At 66.6% G+C, this 18,777-nt stretch carries 11 protein-coding genes; 7 read left to right on the top strand and 4 right to left on the bottom strand.

Annotated elements, in window-relative coordinates; translation table 11 throughout:
- Window positions 1-28: 28 nt before the first annotated feature.
- The gene (gene rpoC / locus H2037_RS08245) at window positions 29-4,225 is read left to right on the top strand and encodes a DNA-directed RNA polymerase subunit beta' (protein ID WP_292120179.1); all 4,197 of its coding nucleotides are present in this window, start codon (window positions 29-31) and stop codon (window positions 4,223-4,225) included.
- Between the two features lie 68 nt (window positions 4,226-4,293).
- Here rpoC and H2037_RS08250 read toward each other — a convergent pair whose 3' ends face one another.
- A complete protein-coding gene (locus H2037_RS08250) occupies window positions 4,294-5,103 on the bottom strand; it encodes a hypothetical protein (RefSeq protein WP_292120182.1) in 810 nt (269 codons plus the stop codon).
- A gap of 621 nt (window positions 5,104-5,724) precedes the next feature.
- Here H2037_RS08250 and rpsL point away from each other — a divergent pair.
- From rpsL to H2037_RS08275, 5 genes are all read left to right on the top strand, one after another.
- Window positions 5,725-6,099: a 30S ribosomal protein S12 gene (gene rpsL, locus H2037_RS08255; RefSeq protein ID WP_008260482.1), complete on the top strand. Its 375-nt coding sequence runs from the start codon at window positions 5,725-5,727 to the stop codon at window positions 6,097-6,099.
- 93 nt (window positions 6,100-6,192) lie between these two features.
- Window positions 6,193-6,666: a 30S ribosomal protein S7 gene (gene rpsG, locus H2037_RS08260; protein ID WP_267513794.1), complete on the top strand. Its 474-nt coding sequence runs from the start codon at window positions 6,193-6,195 to the stop codon at window positions 6,664-6,666.
- Window positions 6,667-6,814: 148 nt separating this feature from the next.
- Window positions 6,815-8,893 (top strand): elongation factor G, encoded by a 2,079-nt coding sequence (gene fusA / locus H2037_RS08265; protein WP_292120191.1) that lies wholly within the window; start codon window positions 6,815-6,817, stop codon window positions 8,891-8,893.
- Between the two features lie 107 nt (window positions 8,894-9,000).
- Window positions 9,001-10,191, top strand: coding sequence for an elongation factor Tu (gene tuf / locus H2037_RS08270; protein WP_183194884.1), 1,191 nt, complete (start codon window positions 9,001-9,003; stop codon window positions 10,189-10,191).
- Between the two features lie 191 nt (window positions 10,192-10,382).
- Window positions 10,383-12,104 (top strand): hypothetical protein, encoded by a 1,722-nt coding sequence (locus tag H2037_RS08275; protein ID WP_292120194.1) that lies wholly within the window; start codon window positions 10,383-10,385, stop codon window positions 12,102-12,104.
- A gap of 31 nt (window positions 12,105-12,135) precedes the next feature.
- Here H2037_RS08275 and H2037_RS08280 read toward each other — a convergent pair whose 3' ends face one another.
- From H2037_RS08280 to H2037_RS08290, 3 genes are read right to left on the bottom strand one after another with little or no spacing between them, the layout of a single operon-like run.
- Window positions 12,136-12,915, bottom strand: a complete 780-nt coding sequence (locus H2037_RS08280) for a thioredoxin domain-containing protein (protein ID WP_292120196.1) — start codon at window positions 12,913-12,915, stop codon at window positions 12,136-12,138.
- Complete coding sequence (locus H2037_RS08285; RefSeq protein WP_292120199.1) at window positions 12,915-14,351, bottom strand: M48 family metalloprotease; 1,437 nt, start codon at window positions 14,349-14,351, stop codon at window positions 12,915-12,917. The genes H2037_RS08280 and H2037_RS08285 overlap by 1 nt, the downstream gene beginning before the upstream one ends.
- Before the next feature lie 58 nt (window positions 14,352-14,409).
- Window positions 14,410-17,103, bottom strand: coding sequence for a ribonuclease E/G (locus H2037_RS08290; protein ID WP_292120202.1), 2,694 nt, complete (start codon window positions 17,101-17,103; stop codon window positions 14,410-14,412).
- A gap of 510 nt (window positions 17,104-17,613) precedes the next feature.
- Between H2037_RS08290 and H2037_RS08295 the strand changes: the two genes are divergently transcribed.
- The gene (locus tag H2037_RS08295; protein ID WP_292120205.1) at window positions 17,614-18,777 is read left to right on the top strand and encodes an N-acetylmuramoyl-L-alanine amidase; all 1,164 of its coding nucleotides are present in this window, start codon (window positions 17,614-17,616) and stop codon (window positions 18,775-18,777) included.

Consider the following 18,777-nt stretch of genomic DNA (forward strand, 5'->3'; position numbering starts at 1 on the left):
GGTCTCCGACCGCAGCAAGGAACCCAAGATGAACCAGGAAGTCCTGAACATCTTCAACCCGGTCCCGGTCACCCCGACCTTCGACCAGATCAAGATCGCCCTGGCCTCGCCGGAGAAGATCCGGTCGTGGTCGTTCGGCGAGATCAAGAAGCCGGAAACCATCAACTACCGCACGTTCAAGCCCGAGCGTGACGGCCTGTTCTGCGCCCGTATCTTTGGCCCGACCAAGGACTACGAATGCCTGTGCGGCAAGTACAAGCGCATGAAGTACAAGGGCATCATCTGCGAGAAGTGCGGCGTCGAAGTCACGCTGGCTCGCGTTCGCCGCGAGCGCATGGGTCACATCGACCTGGCCGCCCCGGTCGCCCACATCTGGTTCCTGAAGTCGCTGCCGTCGCGCATCTCGCTGATGCTGGACATGGCGCTGAAGGACGTCGAGCGCGTCCTGTATTTCGAGAACTACATCGTCACCGAGCCGGGCCTGACCCCGCTGAAGCAGAACCAGCTGCTGACGGAAGACGAGTTCTATCGCTACCAGGAAGAATACGGCGACGACGGCTTCACCGCCGAGATCGGCGCCGAGGCCGTCCGCAACCTGCTGATGGGCATCGACCTGCACGCCGAGGCTGAAAAGCACCGCGGCGAGCTGGCGGACAGCCCGTCGGAAATGAAGGCCAAGAAGGCGTCCAAGCGCCTGAAGCTGATCGAGGCCTTCCTGGAATCGGGCAACAAGCCCGAGTGGATGATCCTGACCATCGTGCCGGTCATCCCGCCGGAACTGCGCCCGCTGGTGCCGCTGGACGGCGGTCGTTTTGCGACCTCCGACCTGAACGACCTGTACCGCCGCGTGATCAACCGGAACAACCGTCTGAAGCGCCTGATGGAGCTGCGGGCGCCGGACATCATCATCCGCAACGAAAAGCGGATGCTGCAGGAATCGGTTGACGCCCTGTTCGACAACGGCCGTCGCGGCCGCGTGATCACGGGCGCCAACAAGCGTCCGCTGAAGTCGCTGGCCGACATGCTGAAGGGCAAACAGGGCCGCTTCCGTCAGAACCTTCTGGGCAAGCGCGTCGACTATTCGGGCCGTTCGGTCATCACCGTCGGTCCAGAACTGAAGCTGCACGAGTGCGGCCTGCCCAAGAAGATGGCGCTGGAGCTGTTCAAGCCCTTCATCTACGCGCGCCTGGACGCCAAGGGCCTGTCGGGCACCGTCAAGCAATCCAAGCGTATGGTCGAGCGCGAACAGCCCGCCGTCTGGGACATCCTGGACGAGGTCATCCGCGAGCACCCGGTCCTGCTGAACCGCGCGCCGACGCTTCACCGTCTGGGCATCCAGGCGTTCGAGCCCAAGCTGATCGAGGGCAAGGCCATCCGCCTGCACCCGCTGGTCTGCACCGCCTTCAACGCCGACTTCGACGGCGACCAGATGGCTGTTCACGTCCCGCTGTCGCTGGAGGCGCAACTCGAAGCGCGCGTCCTGATGATGTCGACCAACAACATCCTGTCGCCCGCCAACGGCAAGCCGATCATCGTGCCGTCGCAGGACATCGTCCTGGGTCTGTACTATCTGTCGCTGGTCAAGGACGGCGAGCCGGGTGAAGGCAAGCTGTTCGCCAACATGGGCGAGATCGACGCCGCGCTGGACGCCAAGGTCGTCACCCTGCACAGCCGCATCAAGGCGCGCTGGACGGAACAGGACGCCGAAGGCAAGGAGGTGACCAAGGTCATCGACACGACGCCGGGCCGGATGAAGCTGGCGGCCCTGCTGCCGCGCAACCCGAACGTCGGCTATCGCCTGCTCGAAAAGAACCTGACCAAGAAGGAAATCGGCAATCTGATCGACGTGGTCTATCGCCACTGCGGTCAGAAGGCGACGGTCATCTTCGCCGACCAGATGATGGGCCTGGGCTTCCGCGAGGCCGCCAAGGCGGGCATCTCCTTCGGCAAGGACGACATCGTCATTCCGGCGAAGAAGGCCGAGCTGGTCGCCGAAACCCGCACCCAGGTCGAGGAGTACGAACAACAGTACGCCGACGGCCTGATCACGCGCGGCGAGAAGTACAACAAGGTCGTCGACGCCTGGGCCAAGGCCACGGACCGGATCGCCGACGCCATGATGGGCGAGATCGCGCAGCCGCGCGTTCTGATCGAGGGTGAGAACCCCGACATCAACTCGGTCTTCATGATGGCCAACTCCGGCGCCCGGGGTTCGCAGGCGCAGATGAAGCAACTGGGCGGCATGCGCGGCCTGATGGCCAAGCCGTCCGGCGAGATCATCGAGACGCCGATCACCTCGAACTTCAAGGAAGGCCTGACCGTCCTTGAATACTTCAACTCCACCCACGGCGCCCGTAAGGGTCTGGCCGACACCGCGCTGAAGACCGCCAACTCCGGCTATCTGACGCGTCGTCTGGTCGACGTGGCGCAGGACTCGATCGTCACCGAAATCGACTGCGGCTCGACCCGCGGCATCACGCTGCGCGCGGTGATGGAGGGCGGCGACGTCCTGGTCTCGCTGGGTCAGCGCATCCTGGGTCGCTATGCGGCCGAGGACATCAAGGAGCCGGGCACCGATAACGTCCTGTTCCCCGCCGACACCTATCTGGTGGAAGAAGTGGTCGAGGCGGTCGACGCCGCCGGCGTCCAGTCGGTCAAGGTCCGTTCGGCCCTGACCTGCGAGGCGGAAGCCGGCATCTGCGCCAACTGCTACGGCCGTGACCTGGCGCGCGGCACCAACGTCAACATCGGCGAAGCGGTCGGCGTCATCGCCGCCCAGTCGATCGGCGAGCCGGGCACCCAGCTGACGATGCGGACCTTCCACATCGGCGGCACGGCCCAGGTGGCGGAAACCTCCTTCATGGAGGCGACCAACGCCGGTGTGGCCCGCGTCGCCGGCCCGACCGTCGTCGCGGCCCACGGGGACCTGGTGGCCATGAGCCGCAACGTCACCGTGACCGTGGTCGTCGACGGCAAGGACCGCGAAACGCACAAGGCCCCGTACGGCGCCCGGATCCGGGTCAAGGACGGCGGCGAGGTGAAGCGCGGCCAACGCCTGGCCGAGTGGGACCCCTACACCACCCCGATCCTGACGGAAGTCGGCGGCGTCGTGCGCTTTGAAGACCTGGTCGAAGGTCTGTCGGTCAAGGAAGAAACCGACGAAGCGACGGGCATCGCCCAGCGCGTCGTCAGCGACTGGCGCGCCAGCCCGCGTGGTTCCGACCTGCGTCCGGCCATGGGCGTCACCCTGGGCGACGCCTACGCCAAGCTGGCCTCGGGCTCTGACGCCCGTTACCTGCTGCCCGTGGGCGCGGTTCTGTCCGTGTCGAACGGCGACGAGGTCAAGCCGGGCGAGATCATCGCCCGCGTCCCGACCGAAGGCGCCAAGACCCGCGACATCACCGGCGGTCTGCCGCGCGTCGCCGAACTGTTCGAAGCCCGTCGTCCGAAGGACTGCGCCGTCATCGCCGAGATGGATGGCCGCGTCGAATTCGGTCGCGACTACAAGAACAAGCGCCGCATCAAGATCACGCCGGAAGTCAACGCCGACGGCGTGCAGGGCGAACCGGTCGAGTTCCTGATCCCCAAGGGCAAGCATATCTCCGTCCACGACGGCGATCTGATCCAGAAGGGCGACTACATCATCGACGGCAACCCGGATCCGCACGACCTGCTGCGCATCCAGGGCGTCGAGGCGCTGGCCGAGTATCTGGTGAACGAAGTGCAGGAGGTCTATCGACTGCAAGGCGTGCCGATCAACGACAAGCACATCGAAGTCATCGTGCGTCAGATGCTGCAGAAGGTGGAAGTCCTGGATTCGGGTGAAACCACCCTGATCCGCGGCGACACCGTCGAAGTGGCCGAAGCCGTTCTGGAAAACCAGAAGGTCGAGAAGCGTGGCGGCCGCCTGGCCACCACCCAGCCCGTCCTGCTGGGCATCACCAAGGCGTCGCTGCAGACCCGCAGCTTCATCTCGGCGGCGTCCTTCCAGGAGACCACCCGCGTCCTCACCGACGCCTCGGTCCACGGCAAGAAGGACATGCTGGAAGGCCTGAAGGAAAACGTCATCGTCGGCCGCCTGATCCCGGCCGGTACGGGCGCCTATCTGCGGGCCCTGCAGAAGATCGCCAACGAGCGGGACGCGGAACTGACCCAGGCCCGCGAAGACTCGATCGAGCCGCTGCCGGCCGAACTGCAACTGGAGTTGGAGAGCAGCGAAGGCTGATCTCCGGTTTCGAAGACACTGAATGAACAGGGGCGGCGCCGGCGACGGGGCCGCCCTTTTTCTGTTCGCTAGTCCTCCCAAGGCTCCATCGGTGCAGAGGCGCCGGGCGTCAGGGGTACGCCGCCGGCGCGATGGCCGTCGCGCCGGGTCTGGGCGTTGCGGCTGGAGTCCGGCGCAAGGGAGGGGTTGAGGTGGGCGCCCGCGCAGCCCGTGCCGAAGTTGGAGCCGACGCAGTCCGCCGGGCCGACCACGCCGACGCCGCCGGACAGAGGTCGGCGTCGGGCCTCCCATTCGGCCAGACGTCGCGCGCCCTGGCGAGCGAAGGCCGCGTCGCGTCCGGGGTTGCCGCTGCCGCTGATCGGGGCGGCGTTCTCGCCCCGTCGGGCGGTTTCCTGGCTGCAATGTCGACGCTCCGCCTCGTTCAGCAGATCGGGCGAGGTGCAGCCGACGATCCCCTGGCGCAGGCTCCGGGCCATGGCGTCGGCCCGATTGGCGGGATCGACACGCCAGACGTCCGGGGGCGGCGGCGCTCCCTCGGGCGTCGGCGCGGCGAGGCGGGGACGAAGCGGGGCGGGGCGGGCGGTCGCCTGGGGCGCGGAAGCTGATGCGGACCGGGCGACCGGGACGTTCGACGCGGCGGCGGCCGGCGCGACGTCCGGCGTCGCCACGGTCGGCACGCGGGGCCGTTCGTCGGGCAGCAGGGGACGGGGTTCGATATCCAGATAGATCAGCGGCGGCTCGGCGACGATATCGCGCTCATCGACGCCCAGGGCCGTGTAGGAGAGGGCGGCGATCAGGGCGGCGTTCAAAGCGACGGACGCCGTCGCCAAGCCGGCCTTGCGCCTCAGCCCGGCCTTGACGCCGGAGGAGACGATCACGCGCCCCGTCGTCCGCGTCGCCGCTCCCTTGGCCCCCTGGCTCCCCATGTCGTGTTCATCCTCCGCCGGGATCAAGCTGGGCTGCAAGCATGGCTGCTTTCAGGCGCGGGTTTGACTTGTTCGCGTCAGGCCTGTGTGACGGCGTCGCCATGGGGGAGGTATCCGTCTTGCCTCCTCGTGTCGTTCGGGAGAACTCGAGATCGCAGAACGCGACATCAAGCGGATGGGGCTGCCAGCGCCACCCTTCTACGGGGAGAATGGAGGGTTTTCTGGGCGTTCTGGAAGATCTCTCCAGGAACTGAGGGCGCAAGCGGTCGTCCAACTTGACCTGAGCCCCCATCGCGCGTAGAAGCCGCCCACTTTCGAGGCGTGGCCGGTTCGCCGGTCGCCGAGATCGTGACAATTGAACGGACGGCCTGTGCGCCGCCGGAACGCCCAAAGCGCGCGTTCCGGCCCTTTGTGTTTTCCGGTTCGCCGGAGCGAACCGGGGGCTGTTTGCGGTCACGACATCGGCCTCGATGACAACCCGGGCGAGGGAATGGTCCCTCGTTCACAAAAGAAGGCGTGGGGCGCCTCGGTCGAAAGACACACGCCCCCCAATAGAAGTCGAGACCAGTCTCAATGCCCACGATCAACCAGCTGATCCGCAAGCCGCGCAAGCCCAAGCCCACCCGTAACAAGGTGCCGGCCCTGGAGGGTTCGCCCCAGCGTCGCGGCGTCTGCACCCGCGTGTACACCACGACCCCGAAGAAGCCGAACTCGGCTCTGCGTAAGGTCGCCAAGGTCCGTCTGGCCAAGAACGGCTACGAAGCCGTTTGCTACATCCCCGGCGAAGGCCACAACCTTCAAGAGCACTCAGTCGTGCTGATCCGCGGCGGCCGCGTGAAGGACTTGCCCGGCGTTCGCTACCACATCCTGCGCGGCGTGCTCGACACGCAAGGCGTCAAGGACCGCAAGCAGCGCCGTTCGCACTACGGCGCCAAGCGTCCGAAGTAAGCCGGTCGCGAGACCTATCGCTTCCGGGCCGTCGCGCCCGGAGGCCTTTTCGAGATCTTCCCGGCGACCGTCGGGACCCAAGAGGAATAACCCATGTCGCGTCGTCACCGCGCCCAGAAGCGTGAAGTTCTGCCGGATCCCAAGTTCGGGGACCTGATCGTCACCAAGTTCATGAACTACGTCATGTACGAAGGTAAGAAGGCCGTCGCCGAAAACATCGTTTACGGCGCCTTCGACATCCTGGCGGACAAGAAGAAGGAGCAGACCGCGGTCGAGACCTTCCACACCGCCCTGGACAACGTCGCCCCGTCGGTCGAAGTCCGCTCGCGTCGCGTCGGCGGCGCCACCTATCAGGTGCCGGTCGAAGTCCGTCCGGACCGTCGTCGCGCCCTGGCCATCCGCTGGCTGGTCAACGCCGCCCGCAAGCGTGGCGAGAACACCATGACCGAGAAGCTGGCCGCCGAGCTGCTGGACGCCTCGAACAACCGCGGCACCGCGGTCAAGAAGCGCGAAGACACCCACAAGATGGCCGAGGCGAACCGCGCCTTCAGCCACTATCGCTGGTAACGTCTTAAAACCGTCTCCCTTTCGAAGGTATGGGGCGGTTCCTATCTAAGACTATCCGGCGCGGGCGGTTTGAGCTAAATCGCCCGCGCCGTCATATCCGACATTTCGTAGGGCGCGTTCGCGTCCGAAGCCCTCAAGGGACGCTCTAATGCCCCGCACGCATAACATCGAAGACTACCGCAACTTCGGCATCATGGCCCACATCGACGCGGGCAAGACGACGACGACCGAGCGGATCCTGTATTACACGGGCAAGTCCCACAAGATCGGCGAAGTCCACGACGGCGCCGCCACCATGGACTGGATGGACCAGGAGCAGGAACGCGGCATCACCATCACGTCGGCCGCGACGACCGCCTTCTGGAAAGAAAAGCGCCTCAACATCATCGACACCCCCGGCCACGTGGACTTCACCATCGAAGTCGAGCGTTCGCTGCGCGTGCTTGACGGCGCCGTGGCGGTGCTGGACGGCAACGCCGGCGTCGAGCCGCAGACCGAGACCGTCTGGCGCCAGGCCGACAAGTACCGCGTGCCGCGCATCGTCTTCGTCAACAAGATGGACAAGATCGGCGCCGACTTCGACAAGTCGGTCGAGTCGATCCGCGACCGTCTGGGCGCCAAGGCCGTGCCGATCCAGTTCCCGATCGGCGCCGAATCCAATCTGTCGGGCCTGGTCGACCTGGTCCGCATGAAGGCCGTGGTCTGGGACAACGACGCCCTGGGCGCGAACTTCCGCGACGAGGAAATCCCCGCTGACCTGGCCGACAAGGCCGCCGAAGCCCGCCAGTACCTGATCGACAACGCGGTCGAACTGGATGACGAGGCGATGGAAGCCTATCTCGAAGGCGCCGAGCCTTCGGAAGAAGTCATCAAGAAGTGCATCCGCAAGGCCGTGCTGACCGGCGCCTTCTATCCGATCCTGTGCGGCTCGGCCTTCAAGAACAAGGGCGTGCAGACGCTGCTGGACGCCGTCGTCGACTATCTGCCGTCGCCGATCGACATCCCGCCGACCCCGGGCATCGACTACAAGACCGAAGAGCCGGTCGTGCGTCGCGCCTCGGACGAAGAGCCCCTGTCGGTCCTGGCCTTCAAGATCATGGACGACCCCTTCGTCGGCTCGCTGACCTTCTGCCGCCTGTACTCGGGCAAGATGGAAACGGGCATGGGCCTGCTGAACTCGACCCGCGACAAGAAGGAACGCGTCGGCCGCATGCTGCTGATGCACTCCAACAACCGCGAGGACATCAAGGAAGCCTACGCCGGCGACATCGTCGCCCTGGCCGGCCTGAAGGACACCCGCACCGGCGACACCCTGTGCGACCCGATCAAGTCGCCCGTCATCCTGGAGCGGATGGAATTCCCGGCGCCGGTCATCGAGATCGCCGTCGAGCCCAAGACCAAGGCCGACCAGGAAAAGCTGGGCGTCGCCCTGGCCAAGCTGGCTTCGGAAGATCCGTCCTTCACCGTCTCGACCGACCACGAGTCGGGCCAGACCATCCTGAAGGGCATGGGCGAGCTTCACCTGGACATCAAGATCGACATCCTGAAGCGCACCTACAAGGTCGAGGCCACCATCGGCGCGCCGCAGGTCGCCTATCGTGAATCGATCAGCCGCAAGGTCGAGATCGACTACACCCACAAGAAGCAGACCGGCGGTACGGGCCAGTTCGCCCGCGTCAAGCTGGTGTTCGAGCCGGGCGAGCCGGGTTCGGACTTCCAGTTCGAGTCGGCCATCGTCGGCGGCGCGGTGCCCAAGGAATATATCCCGGGCGTCGAAAAGGGCCTGAAGTCGGCCAAGGACAACGGCCTGCTGGCCGGTTTCCCGGTCATCGACGTCAAGGCGACCCTGATCGACGGCGCCTACCACGACGTCGACTCCTCGGTCCTGGCCTTCGAAATCGCCTCGCGCGCCGCCTTCCGCGAACTGCGCGAAAAGGGCGGACCGAAGCTGCTCGAGCCGATCATGGCGGTCGAGGTCGTGACCCCCGAGGAATACCTCGGCTCGGTCATCGGCGACCTGAACGGCCGTCGCGGCATGATCCAGGGTCAGGACATGCGCGGCAACGCCACCGTCGTGAACGCCTTCGTGCCGCTGGCCAACATGTTCGGCTATGTGAACACCCTGCGCGGCATGTCTCAGGGCCGCGCCCAGTTCACCATGCAGTACGACCACTACGAGCCGGTGCCGCAGCACGTCGCCGACGAAGTGATCAAGAAGTACGCCTAAGCTTTCCCTTTCGGAAAAGCGGACCTACAAGCGCCCGATCTCAAGATCGGGCGCCTTAACCCCCAAACTGCAGGAACCCCCGGTTCGGGGACCTTAGGAGCTAGAGAATGGCCAAGGAAAAGTTCGAACGCACGAAGCCGCACTGCAACATCGGCACGATCGGTCACGTTGACCACGGCAAGACGACGCTGACGGCGGCGATCACGATGACGCTGGCGAAGGCCGGCGGCGCGAAGGCGATGGCCTATGCGGACATCGACGCTGCGCCGGAAGAGAAGGCGCGCGGCATCACGATCAACACGGCGCACGTGGAATATGAGACGGCCAACCGTCACTACGCCCACGTCGACTGCCCCGGCCACGCCGACTATGTGAAGAACATGATCACCGGCGCGGCGCAGATGGACGGCGCGATCCTGGTGGTTTCGGCCGCCGACGGCCCGATGCCGCAAACGCGCGAGCACATCCTGCTGGCCCGTCAGGTCGGCGTGCCGGCCCTGGTGGTCTTCATGAACAAGGTCGACCTGGTCGACGATGAAGAACTGCTGGAACTGGTCGAGATGGAAGTGCGCGAGCTGCTCTCGTCGTACCAGTTCCCGGGCGACGATATTCCGATCACCAAGGGTTCGGCCAAGGCCGCGACCGACGGCGTGAACCCGGAAATCGGCGAACAGCGCGTTCTGGCCCTGATGGAAACCGTCGACGCCTATATCCCGCAGCCGGAACGTCCGGTCGACCTGCCCTTCCTGATGCCGGTCGAAGACGTCTTCTCGATCTCGGGCCGCGGCACCGTGGTCACGGGCCGCGTCGAAAAGGGCATCGTCAAGGTCGGTGAAGAAGTCGAGATCGTCGGCATCCGCCCGGTCCAGAAGACGACCTGCACCGGCGTCGAAATGTTCCGCAAGCTGCTGGACCAAGGTCAGGCGGGCGACAACGTCGGCGTTCTGCTGCGCGGCACCAAGCGTGAAGACGTCGAGCGCGGTCAGGTTCTGTGCAAGCCGGGTTCGATCACCCCGCACACCAAGTTCCTGGCTGAAGCCTATATCCTGACCAAGGAAGAAGGCGGTCGTCACACCCCGTTCTTCACGAACTATCGTCCGCAGTTTTACTTCCGCACCACGGACGTGACCGGCATCGTTCACCTGAAGGAAGGCGTCGAAATGATCATGCCCGGCGACAACGCCGAGCTGAACGTCGAACTGATCACCCCGATCGCCATGGACCAGGGCCTGCGCTTCGCCATCCGTGAAGGCGGCCGCACCGTCGGCGCCGGCGTCGTCGCCAAGATCATCGAGTAATCGAAGGTCTCTCTTGTTTGGCCTAACGCGCTCACGCGCGGCTTGAGGCCGATCAGTGTATGCGTAACAGAACGGCCCCGGAGGAAACTCCGGGGCCGTTTTGCTGTGCGAGCTTTTGTCCGCGAGAGGGGGCGGTCTTGGCGGTTCCGGGTTTTCAACGCATTATGGCGCTTGGCGACGGGGGAGCTTCCATGAACAAGGCCATTCTCGCCGCGACCGCCTGTGTCGCCTGTCTGATCGCGCCGATCGCGGTGGCGGACGCCACGGCGACGGGGGCGACCCTGGCCCTGCTCGAAAATCCGCAGGTCTGTGGGCGGCCCGAGACGGCCGGAGATGTCCAGCCGACGGCGGACATGGTCATGGTTCCCGGGTTCGGGACGGACGGCTTCCCGGTCGATACGACCAACCCCGAGGCCCAGGCCTGGTTCGACCACGGGGTGCGGCTGCGTTGGGCCTTCGAACATACGGAATCGGTGCGCGCCTTCCGCAAGGCGCGGCGGCTGGATCCGGATTGCGGCATGTGCGCCTGGGGAGAGGCCTGGGCCATGGGGCCGAACCTTAACGGGGGCGGGACCGACGAGCTCTCGATCGCCACGGGCCTGAGGGTCGCGCGCGAAGCCCGGCGTCTGGCGCGCGACGCCACGCCGATGCAGCGCCAGATGATCGACGCCTTGATCCAGCGCTACTCCGGCAAGGAAAGCAGTCGCGCCATGCGTTTCGCCCGCGCCATGGATCGGATCGCCAAGCGCAATCCCGACGACGTCTCGGTCGGCAATATCGCCGCCGACGCCTGGATGCTGCAGCCGCAGGGCGACTGGTGGGACGAGAACGGCAAGGCGGCCGATCCGGCGGTGACCCGCGCCATGGAGATTCTGGAACATAGTCTGGCGGTCAAGCCGGATAATCCGGGCGCCATCCATCTGTATATCCACCTGACCGAATGGTCCGACGATCCGCACCGGGCCCTGGCCTATGGCGAACGGCTGGCCCGGCTGGCGCCGGCCGCCAGCCACTTGGTGCATATGCCGTCGCACACCTTCTACCGGGTGGGGCGGTACAAGGACGCGATGATGTCCAATGTCCAGGCCGTGGCCCTGGACAAAGCCTATGATCGGCTGGCCAGCCCGCCCGGCGGCGTGAAGGCGATGAGGCTGCACGCCCACAATATCCATTTCGGCATGGGCGGCGCCCTGATGGCCGGCGGGGCCGAGAAGGGACTGGAGCTGGCCGACTGGTATATGGCCGCCTATCCGGGTCTGATGGCCGCACCGAGAGCCGGAGAGGAGGGGTTCATCGTCTACCGCCAGATCATGGCCGCCGACGCCTATGCCCTCTACGGCCGGTTCGGGACCGCCGCCCAGGTCGCCGCTCTGGCCGAGCCGGACGCGGGACGGCCGTTGATGCGAACGGGCTGGCGCTATGCGCGGGGCGAGGCGGCGGCGCGACGGGGCGATTCTTCTGCCGTGCGTCTTGAGGCGCAGGCCATAGCCGACCTGTTGGCGCAGGATGGTTTCAAGGGCGAGATGGCGGATCGCCAGAAGGGGTTCGCCGAGCTGTTCCAGAAGGTGCTGGAGGGTCGGGCGGCCATGATCGACGGCGATTATCAGGCCGCCGTCGCCGCCTATGGCCGGGCCGCCGCGATCCAGGCGATGAACCCCGAGGGCGGAGATCCGCCGCTGATCTGGTATCCGACCCGCCGCAGCCTGGCCGCCGCCTTGCTGGCATCAGGGGACGCCGCCGGGGCCAAGGTCAAGATCGAGGAACTGCTGAAGGACTGGCCCAACGACCCCTACAGCTATTACGTCCTGTACCGGGCCGAACTGGCGCGGGGCGACGAGGCGGCCGCGAACGAAGCCTTGCGTCGCGCCGGGGTGGAATGGATCGGCGGGCCGATGAGCCTGGCGGAGGCGTAGGGTTCGATACGGCCAGGCGGGCGCGCGGCGTCTATTTTTTCGCCGCCTCGATCATGCGGTCGATTTCCGCCGGGTCGATGCTGGCGGCGGCCTTGCCGTTGACGAAGAAGGTCGGGGTGCCCTGGAGCTTCAGCGCTGCGGCCGTGGTGTGGATGTCGGCGATGTGGCGCGTGGTTTCGGGCGAGACCAGGGTCGCCTTGGCGCGGGCCATGTCGACGCCGTGCTGGGCGAGGATCCGGTCGATGGACTCGACCGTCAGGGCGCGCTCGGTCATCAGGGCGTCGTAGACCTCAAGATATTTGCCCTGCTGATGCGCGGCCAGGGCGGCGCGGGCGGCGTACTGGGACGCCACGTCCTCGCCGCGATCCAGGATCGGCCAATCCTTGAAGACGAAACGGACGTCGGGGTGCGCGGCCATCAGGTCGCGGAACTGGGGAGCCACGGCCTTGCAGCCGGGGCAGCGGAAGTCGAAGAATTCGATCACCGTCACCTTGGCGTCGGCGGGGCCGAAGGCCGGATCGCGGCGGTCGGGGGCCAGTAGGGCGGCGTTGGACGATGCGGCCGCATTGGTCTCGTCGACGCGGGCCTGACCCTCCTTGGCCTGAAGAGCCAGGCTGACCTCCTGAAGGACCTCGGGATGTTCCAGCAGATAGGCGCGGACATTGTCGCCGGAGCCGCCGGTGACATAGGGGGCGGCGGCCAGCCCCAGGGCGACGACCGAGACGCCCAGGGCCAGATAACCGGCGAGCGCGCCCGAGAAGCGGACAGGACGAACGGGCGCAGTTTCGGGCGCGGGGGCTTCGTCGGTCATCAGGGCTCTCGGTAAGGCAGGACGGGCGGAGGGGGCAGGTTCAGCATTCCAGGCTTGCGCGTGGATTCGCGGCGGTCGAGGTCCAGCAGATCGTCCGGCGTGGCCCCGGACGCAAGCACGATGTCCACGGCCCGGCGCCATTCGATCGAACTGGGATCCAGCATGCTGCGTGCGCGTAGGGCGAACATGGTCGCCTCGCGCGCCTGACCGGCGGCGAAATAATATTCGGCCGTGGCCAGACGGGCCTCGCCTTCCTTGCCCTGGGCGCCAAAGGCCTGGCCCAGAAGTCGCCAGGCCATGGTGTTGTCCTGCTCGGCCACGAGGGCATGTTTCAACTGGTTCACGGCCTCGTCGAGGTTCTGGGGATCGTCGGTTCCGATCAGGGCGTGGGCCAGGTTGATGCGCAGCAGGGGGGCGTCCGGGGCCAGGCGAACGGCCTCGCGGTGGGCGGTCACGGCCTCGGCGGGACGACCTTCCTCGAAGAAGATCTGGCCCTTCAGTTCGGCGAAATAGGGGTTTTCGGGATCCTCTGCGATCAGGGCGTCGACGGCCGCCAGGGCCTTGGCCGTCTGGCCGTCGCGGTACCAGGCGATGGCGCGGGCGTAGCGGCCGGGCAGGGAGGCGTCGGTCGAGGGATAGGCGCGAAGGGTGGTGTTCGGCGAATCCATGAAGGCGTGGATCTTGGCCAGGATCAGCGCGTGCTGGGCCATCCGTTCGGGGCTGTCGCGATGGTCGTAGTGGGACTGGTCCTGAACGAAGCGGCGCATTGACTCGATGCGCTGCGAAGAAAGGGGGTGGCTGCGGAAATAGGGATAGCGGCGGGCGTCGGAGAAGACTTCCTGCGAACGGAAATTCTCGAAGAAGGAGACCAGGCCCGCGCCGGACTCACCGGCGCCTTCCAGGGCGCGGGCGCCGGTCAGGTCGGCCTCGCCCTCCTGGCTCTGCATATATTGCAGCGCGCCAATGGCGCCGAAATACTGACTGGAGCCCAGCAGGGCCACGCCCGCGTCCGGCGCGCCGGCGGCTATAGCCAGGGCGCCCAGGGCCATGGTCATGAACATCGGCTGTTTGCCGGCGTTCTGGGCCCCGTCGCGCAGGGTGTGGCGGTTCTTGATGTGGCCCGCCTCGTGCGCCATCACGCCCAGAAGCTCGTTGGGATTGCGGGTGCGCAGGATCAGGCCGGTGTTGACGCCCATGATCCGGCCTCGCGTGGCGAAGGCGTTCAGCTCGTTGTCATTGACCAGCAGGACTTCGACATCGGCCGGATTCAACCCCATGGAGACGAAGACGGGATCAGCCCAGTCGCGGATGATGCCCTCGATCTCGGTATCCCGGATCAGGCTTTGCGCCGACGCCTGGCCGGCGGCGGCGAGGAGCGCAAGCCCCGCCGCCGCCGCGGTCAGAAATCTAGATGCAGATCGGGGAAGCCACGTCATGGCGTACTCCAATAGCGACTGGCCCCCGCCTGCATCCTGACAATCTAATCGTGACCGATCAGCGGCGCCACCACCCGCGCTTGGGCTTTTCGGGCGGTGCGACGATCTGGTTCGGATCCTCGGCGATGATCGCCTCGACGTCGATCTCGGGCGTCGGGGCGACGAACGGCTCGGACGGGGGAGGCGGGGCCAGTTGTTCGACCGGGGCGGCCTCGGCCTGTTCGGCCGCCTGTGCCTCCTGCGGCGTGACGTCCATTTCGACCGGCGCGGCTTCGCTTGCGGGCTCGTCTGCGTCCGGCTGGGCCTCAGCCGACGCCTCGACCTCTGCGGGGGCGTCTTCGGAAACATTGCCCTCGGCTGTCTTCGACTTGCGGCGAACGCGACGACGCTGGGGCTCGGGCGCCACGGCGGGGGCGTCGGCCTCGATGACAGCCGCCGGTTCGGCGTCTTCAGTCACGGGCGTCGCGGGCGAGGCGTCAGCCGGTGCGGTTTCGTCGGCGTCGCGGGTCTCGGCGTTGATCTCCTGGCTGGAGTCGCCGCCACGGCCGCGACCGCGACGACGACGACGGCGCGAACGGCCGCCTTCCTCTCCGGAGTCATCAGAGGCCACGGCGTTCAGGCCTTCGGTCTCGGCGCCGGCCGCGACGGGACGGTCAGCCCGTTCCGGACGCTCGGCGCGCGGTTCGGGACGGGCTGGGTTCAGCGGGTCGAACCAGACATAGGGATCGTCCAGCGACGGGGTGCGGCCGCGCACCCAGGTATAGACGTCACGCTCGCCGTCCTCGCGGACACGGCGACCGCCGCGACGGCCCCGGCGGCGGCGACGGCCGTTCTCGTCTTCTTCGTCGTCCGAAGCGTCGTCAGGGCTGAGCGCATCGGACGATTCCGCCGTATCGGTGGGCTCTTCGTCGCGACGACCGCCGCGACGGCGGCGACGGTTGCGCCCGCGACCGCCGGATTCGGCGCGCTCGGCGCGTTCGCGCGGTTCGTCGTCGTCGGTGTCCTCGCGTTCCAGCGAGTCCTCGTCTTCGTCGTCCTCGTCGTCGCCGACGATTTCCTCGTCTTCGTCCTCATCCTCGTCGTCGTAGAGGGAGGCGTCGAAATCGTCGTCGAGATTGGGCGTTTCGATCTCGGGCGCGACGAAGTCCTCGTTCGTCTCGGTCCGGTCGATGTGGTGTTCGCCCTGGCCCAGGCTGTCGTCGATCTGGACGATGACGTTCAGGCCGCGACGTTCCAGCAGCGACTGCAGATAGGCGCGCTTGTGGTTCAGGATGTACAGGCCGACGGCGGTGCAGACCTTCAGCACCACGACCCCGGCGCCGTTCTTGCCGGCCTCGATGTCGACCGCGCGCAGGGTCATCAGGGCGGCGGATTCGGCCGAGCGGATGCGGCCCGTGCCCTGGCAGTGCGGGCAGGCCTCGGTGGCGCCCTCGATCACGCCCAGGCGACGGCGCTGGCGGCTGATCTCCATCAGGCCGAACGGCGAGATGCGGCCCATCTGGATGCGGGCGCGGTCAGCGGACAGGGCGTCCTTCAGGACCTTTTCGACGGCGCGGTTGTTCTTGCCCTCGTCCATGTCGATGAAGTCGATGACGACCAGGCCGGCGAGGTCGCGCAGGCGCAACTGGCGGGCGGCCTCGACCGCCGCCTCCATATTGGTCTTGAACGCCGTCTGTTCGACGTTGCGTTCCTTGGTGGCGCGACCGGAGTTGACGTCGATGGCTACCAGGGCCTCGGTCTGGTTGATCACCAGATAGCCGCCGGACTTCAGCGGCACGACCGGCTGGTGGATCTGGGTCAGCAGTTCCTCGATGCCGTTGGCCGCGAACAGGGGCCGCGAGCCGCGATACAGGTGAACCTTCTTAGCCTGGGCCGGCATCAGCACGCGCATGAAGTCGCGCGCTTCCTTGAAGCCTTCGACGCCCTCGACCTGGATGCCGTCGAAGTCCTTGTCGAACATGTCGCGCACGGCGCGGCGGACCAGGTTTTCCTCCTCGTAGATCACCGAGGGGGCGTGGGAGTTCAGCGTGGTCTCGCGGATCGTCTCCCACAGGCGCAGCAGATACTGGTAGTCGCGCTTGATCTCGGCCTTGGTGCGCTTGGCGCCGGCCGTGCGGATGATCAGACCCATGCCCTTGGGCACTTCCAGGGCCGCGACGGCGCTCTTCAGGCGGCGACGGTCGGAGGTGTTGGTGATCTTGCGGCTGATGCCGCCGCCTTTGCCCGTATTAGGCATCAGGACGCAGTAACGGCCGGCCAGCGACAGCCATGTGGTCAGGGCCGCGCCCTTGGCGCCGCGTTCGTCCTTGACGACCTGGACCAGCAGGATCTGACGACGCTTGATGACGTCCTGGATCTTGTAGCGACGCATCAGGCGGCGCTTCAGACGCTCCTCGTCAGCCAGGGCGGCTTCGGGATCGGCGTCGTCGTCGGTCGATTCACGACCCAGATCGTCATCGTCCTCATCGTCGTGCGCCTCGGCCATGATGGCTTCGCGGTCGGCGACCGGGATCTGGTAATAGTCCGGGTGGATTTCGTTGAAGGCCAGGAAGCCGTGGCGGTTGCCGCCGTATTCGATGAACGCAGCCTGCAGGCTGGGCTCTACGCGTGTGACCTTGGCGAGGTAGATGTTGCCGCGAAGCTGACGCTTCGCACGGGATTCGAAATCGAATTCCTCAATCTGGCGTCCATCCACGATGGCGACCCGGGTCTCCTCGGGATGCGCCGCATCGATCAGCATTGTCTTTGACATCAATAGTCTCTCTCTGGCGCGCACTGGCCGACCGTCCCGGAACACCGGGCAGGGTCATGGCGGCTCGCCGAATGGGGGTAGGGGCCGGGGCACGCGACATCCCCTCGCCGAGAACGGCGAAGCAGGCTTGGTCAAGCCGTTGGGGAAGGCAGGCGGAAAGGCCCATGGGGGTCGTCGGTCCTGAACCGGGCGCGCCAATCCCTCGGGAAGGCCGCGTCCCTGGTCCGCTCTTCGAACCATCGGCGGCGCCGGGGCGGTTCTCGGATTGGTGAAAGTCATCGCCGCGAGGAGGGCGCGCCGGGATTCGCATAAGACGAAAAGGCGCGATCATTTCGCGAGCGGTACACAGCATAGTCACGCCGCACGCGAATTAAAAGGTGTTCGGCCTTAACCCCCTGAATACGAGCCTCTGGCATGATGAGGTTCAAGTTCGCGTAGGATGGGTTCGACGTCGTTATGGGCGGTCGCATTTTGACAGGTCTGGGGCGCTGGGGCGCGAGGGAATGGGCGATGACCGCCCTGGCCTTCGTCGTCATCTGCACGGTCGTCCTGTTTGCGACGCGTGGATTCGCCTGGGGCGCCCAGGGCGATGTCATCGGCGTGCGCTTCGGCGCCGACGGCGATCGGACACGCGTGGTCATCGACCTGGACAAGTCGACCCAGGGGCGGGTCATCGATACGGGCGCTGACGGACGGGTCACCCTGGCCCTGACCGGCGTGGCGCCCGGCCGCGGCCTGAACGGCGGCGGTTCGGGTCTGGTTCGGTCCTATCAGGTTTCCGCCGCCGGCGGCGCCTCGCGGCTTCAACTGGAGCTGGCGCGCGGCAGCGAGATCGAACGTCGCTTCCTGCTGCCCCCCGGCGACGGGGTGGCTCATTATCGTTATGTGGTGGATCTGAAGGCGACCGGCGCCGCACGGCCCGCGTCGCGCCCGGTCCCCGCACCGACGCCGCGCCGCGCCGAACGTCCGCTGGTCGTCATCGACGCCGGTCATGGCGGTCGCGATCCCGGCGCCGGCGGCTCCAGCGTCAGCGAAAGCCAGGTCACCCTGGCTGCCGCCCTGGCCCTTAAGGCCGAACTGGAGCGCACGGGCCGCTATCGCGTTCGGCTGACGCGCGAAACCAACACCTATGTCGACCTGTACCGCCGCGTCGCGATCGCGCGTCAGGCCGACGCCGACCTGTTCATCTCGCTGCATGCCGACGCCGGTTCCGATCCGGCCTTGCGCGGGGCGAGCGTCTATACCCTGTCCGAACAGGGCGCCGGCCGGGCGGTGCGCGAGTTCACGCGGACCGATAACTGGCACCGCGAACTGCATCTGCCGGGCCGCGACCCGTCGGTGGACCGTATCCTGCTGGACATGACACAGCGGGCCACCCAGAACCGCTCGGCCCAGTTCGCGCGCGTGTTGCTGACCTCTCTGGAGGGCTCGGACCATACGCTGCTGCGCCGCAGCCACCGCGACGCCGGCCTTGCCGTCTTGCTGGCGCCCGACGTACCGGCCGTGCTGCTGGAGATGGGCTTCATCACCAATCCCGAGGACGAGCGGCTGCTGACCGACGAGCGCGCCCGTCGCCGTCTGATGAAGTCGGTCGCGGACGGGATCGACCGCTATTTCCGCGAACCTTCAGCGCCGCTGATGACCGCGTCGAACGATGGGGCCGGGCAGCCCTGA

The sequence above is a fragment of the Brevundimonas sp. genome (assembly GCF_013912065.1).
GTDB lineage: Bacteria > Pseudomonadota > Alphaproteobacteria > Caulobacterales > Caulobacteraceae > Brevundimonas.

Coding starts and splice junctions, on each gene's coding strand:
- tuf (WP_183194884.1), top strand. CDS start 9,001: ATGGCCAAGGAAAAGTTCGAACGCACGAAGCCGCACTGCAACATCGGC.
- rpsL (WP_008260482.1), top strand. CDS start 5,725: ATGCCCACGATCAACCAGCTGATCCGCAAGCCGCGCAAGCCCAAGCCC.
- H2037_RS08290 (WP_292120202.1), bottom strand. CDS start 17,103: ATGTCAAAGACAATGCTGATCGATGCGGCGCATCCCGAGGAGACCCGG.
- H2037_RS08280 (WP_292120196.1), bottom strand. CDS start 12,915: ATGACCGACGAAGCCCCCGCGCCCGAAACTGCGCCCGTTCGTCCTGTC.
- rpsG (WP_267513794.1), top strand. CDS start 6,193: ATGTCGCGTCGTCACCGCGCCCAGAAGCGTGAAGTTCTGCCGGATCCC.
- fusA (WP_292120191.1), top strand. CDS start 6,815: ATGCCCCGCACGCATAACATCGAAGACTACCGCAACTTCGGCATCATG.
- rpoC (WP_292120179.1), top strand. CDS start 29: ATGAACCAGGAAGTCCTGAACATCTTCAACCCGGTCCCGGTCACCCCG.
- H2037_RS08285 (WP_292120199.1), bottom strand. CDS start 14,351: ATGACGTGGCTTCCCCGATCTGCATCTAGATTTCTGACCGCGGCGGCG.
- H2037_RS08295 (WP_292120205.1), top strand. CDS start 17,614: ATGACCGCCCTGGCCTTCGTCGTCATCTGCACGGTCGTCCTGTTTGCG.
- H2037_RS08275 (WP_292120194.1), top strand. CDS start 10,383: ATGAACAAGGCCATTCTCGCCGCGACCGCCTGTGTCGCCTGTCTGATC.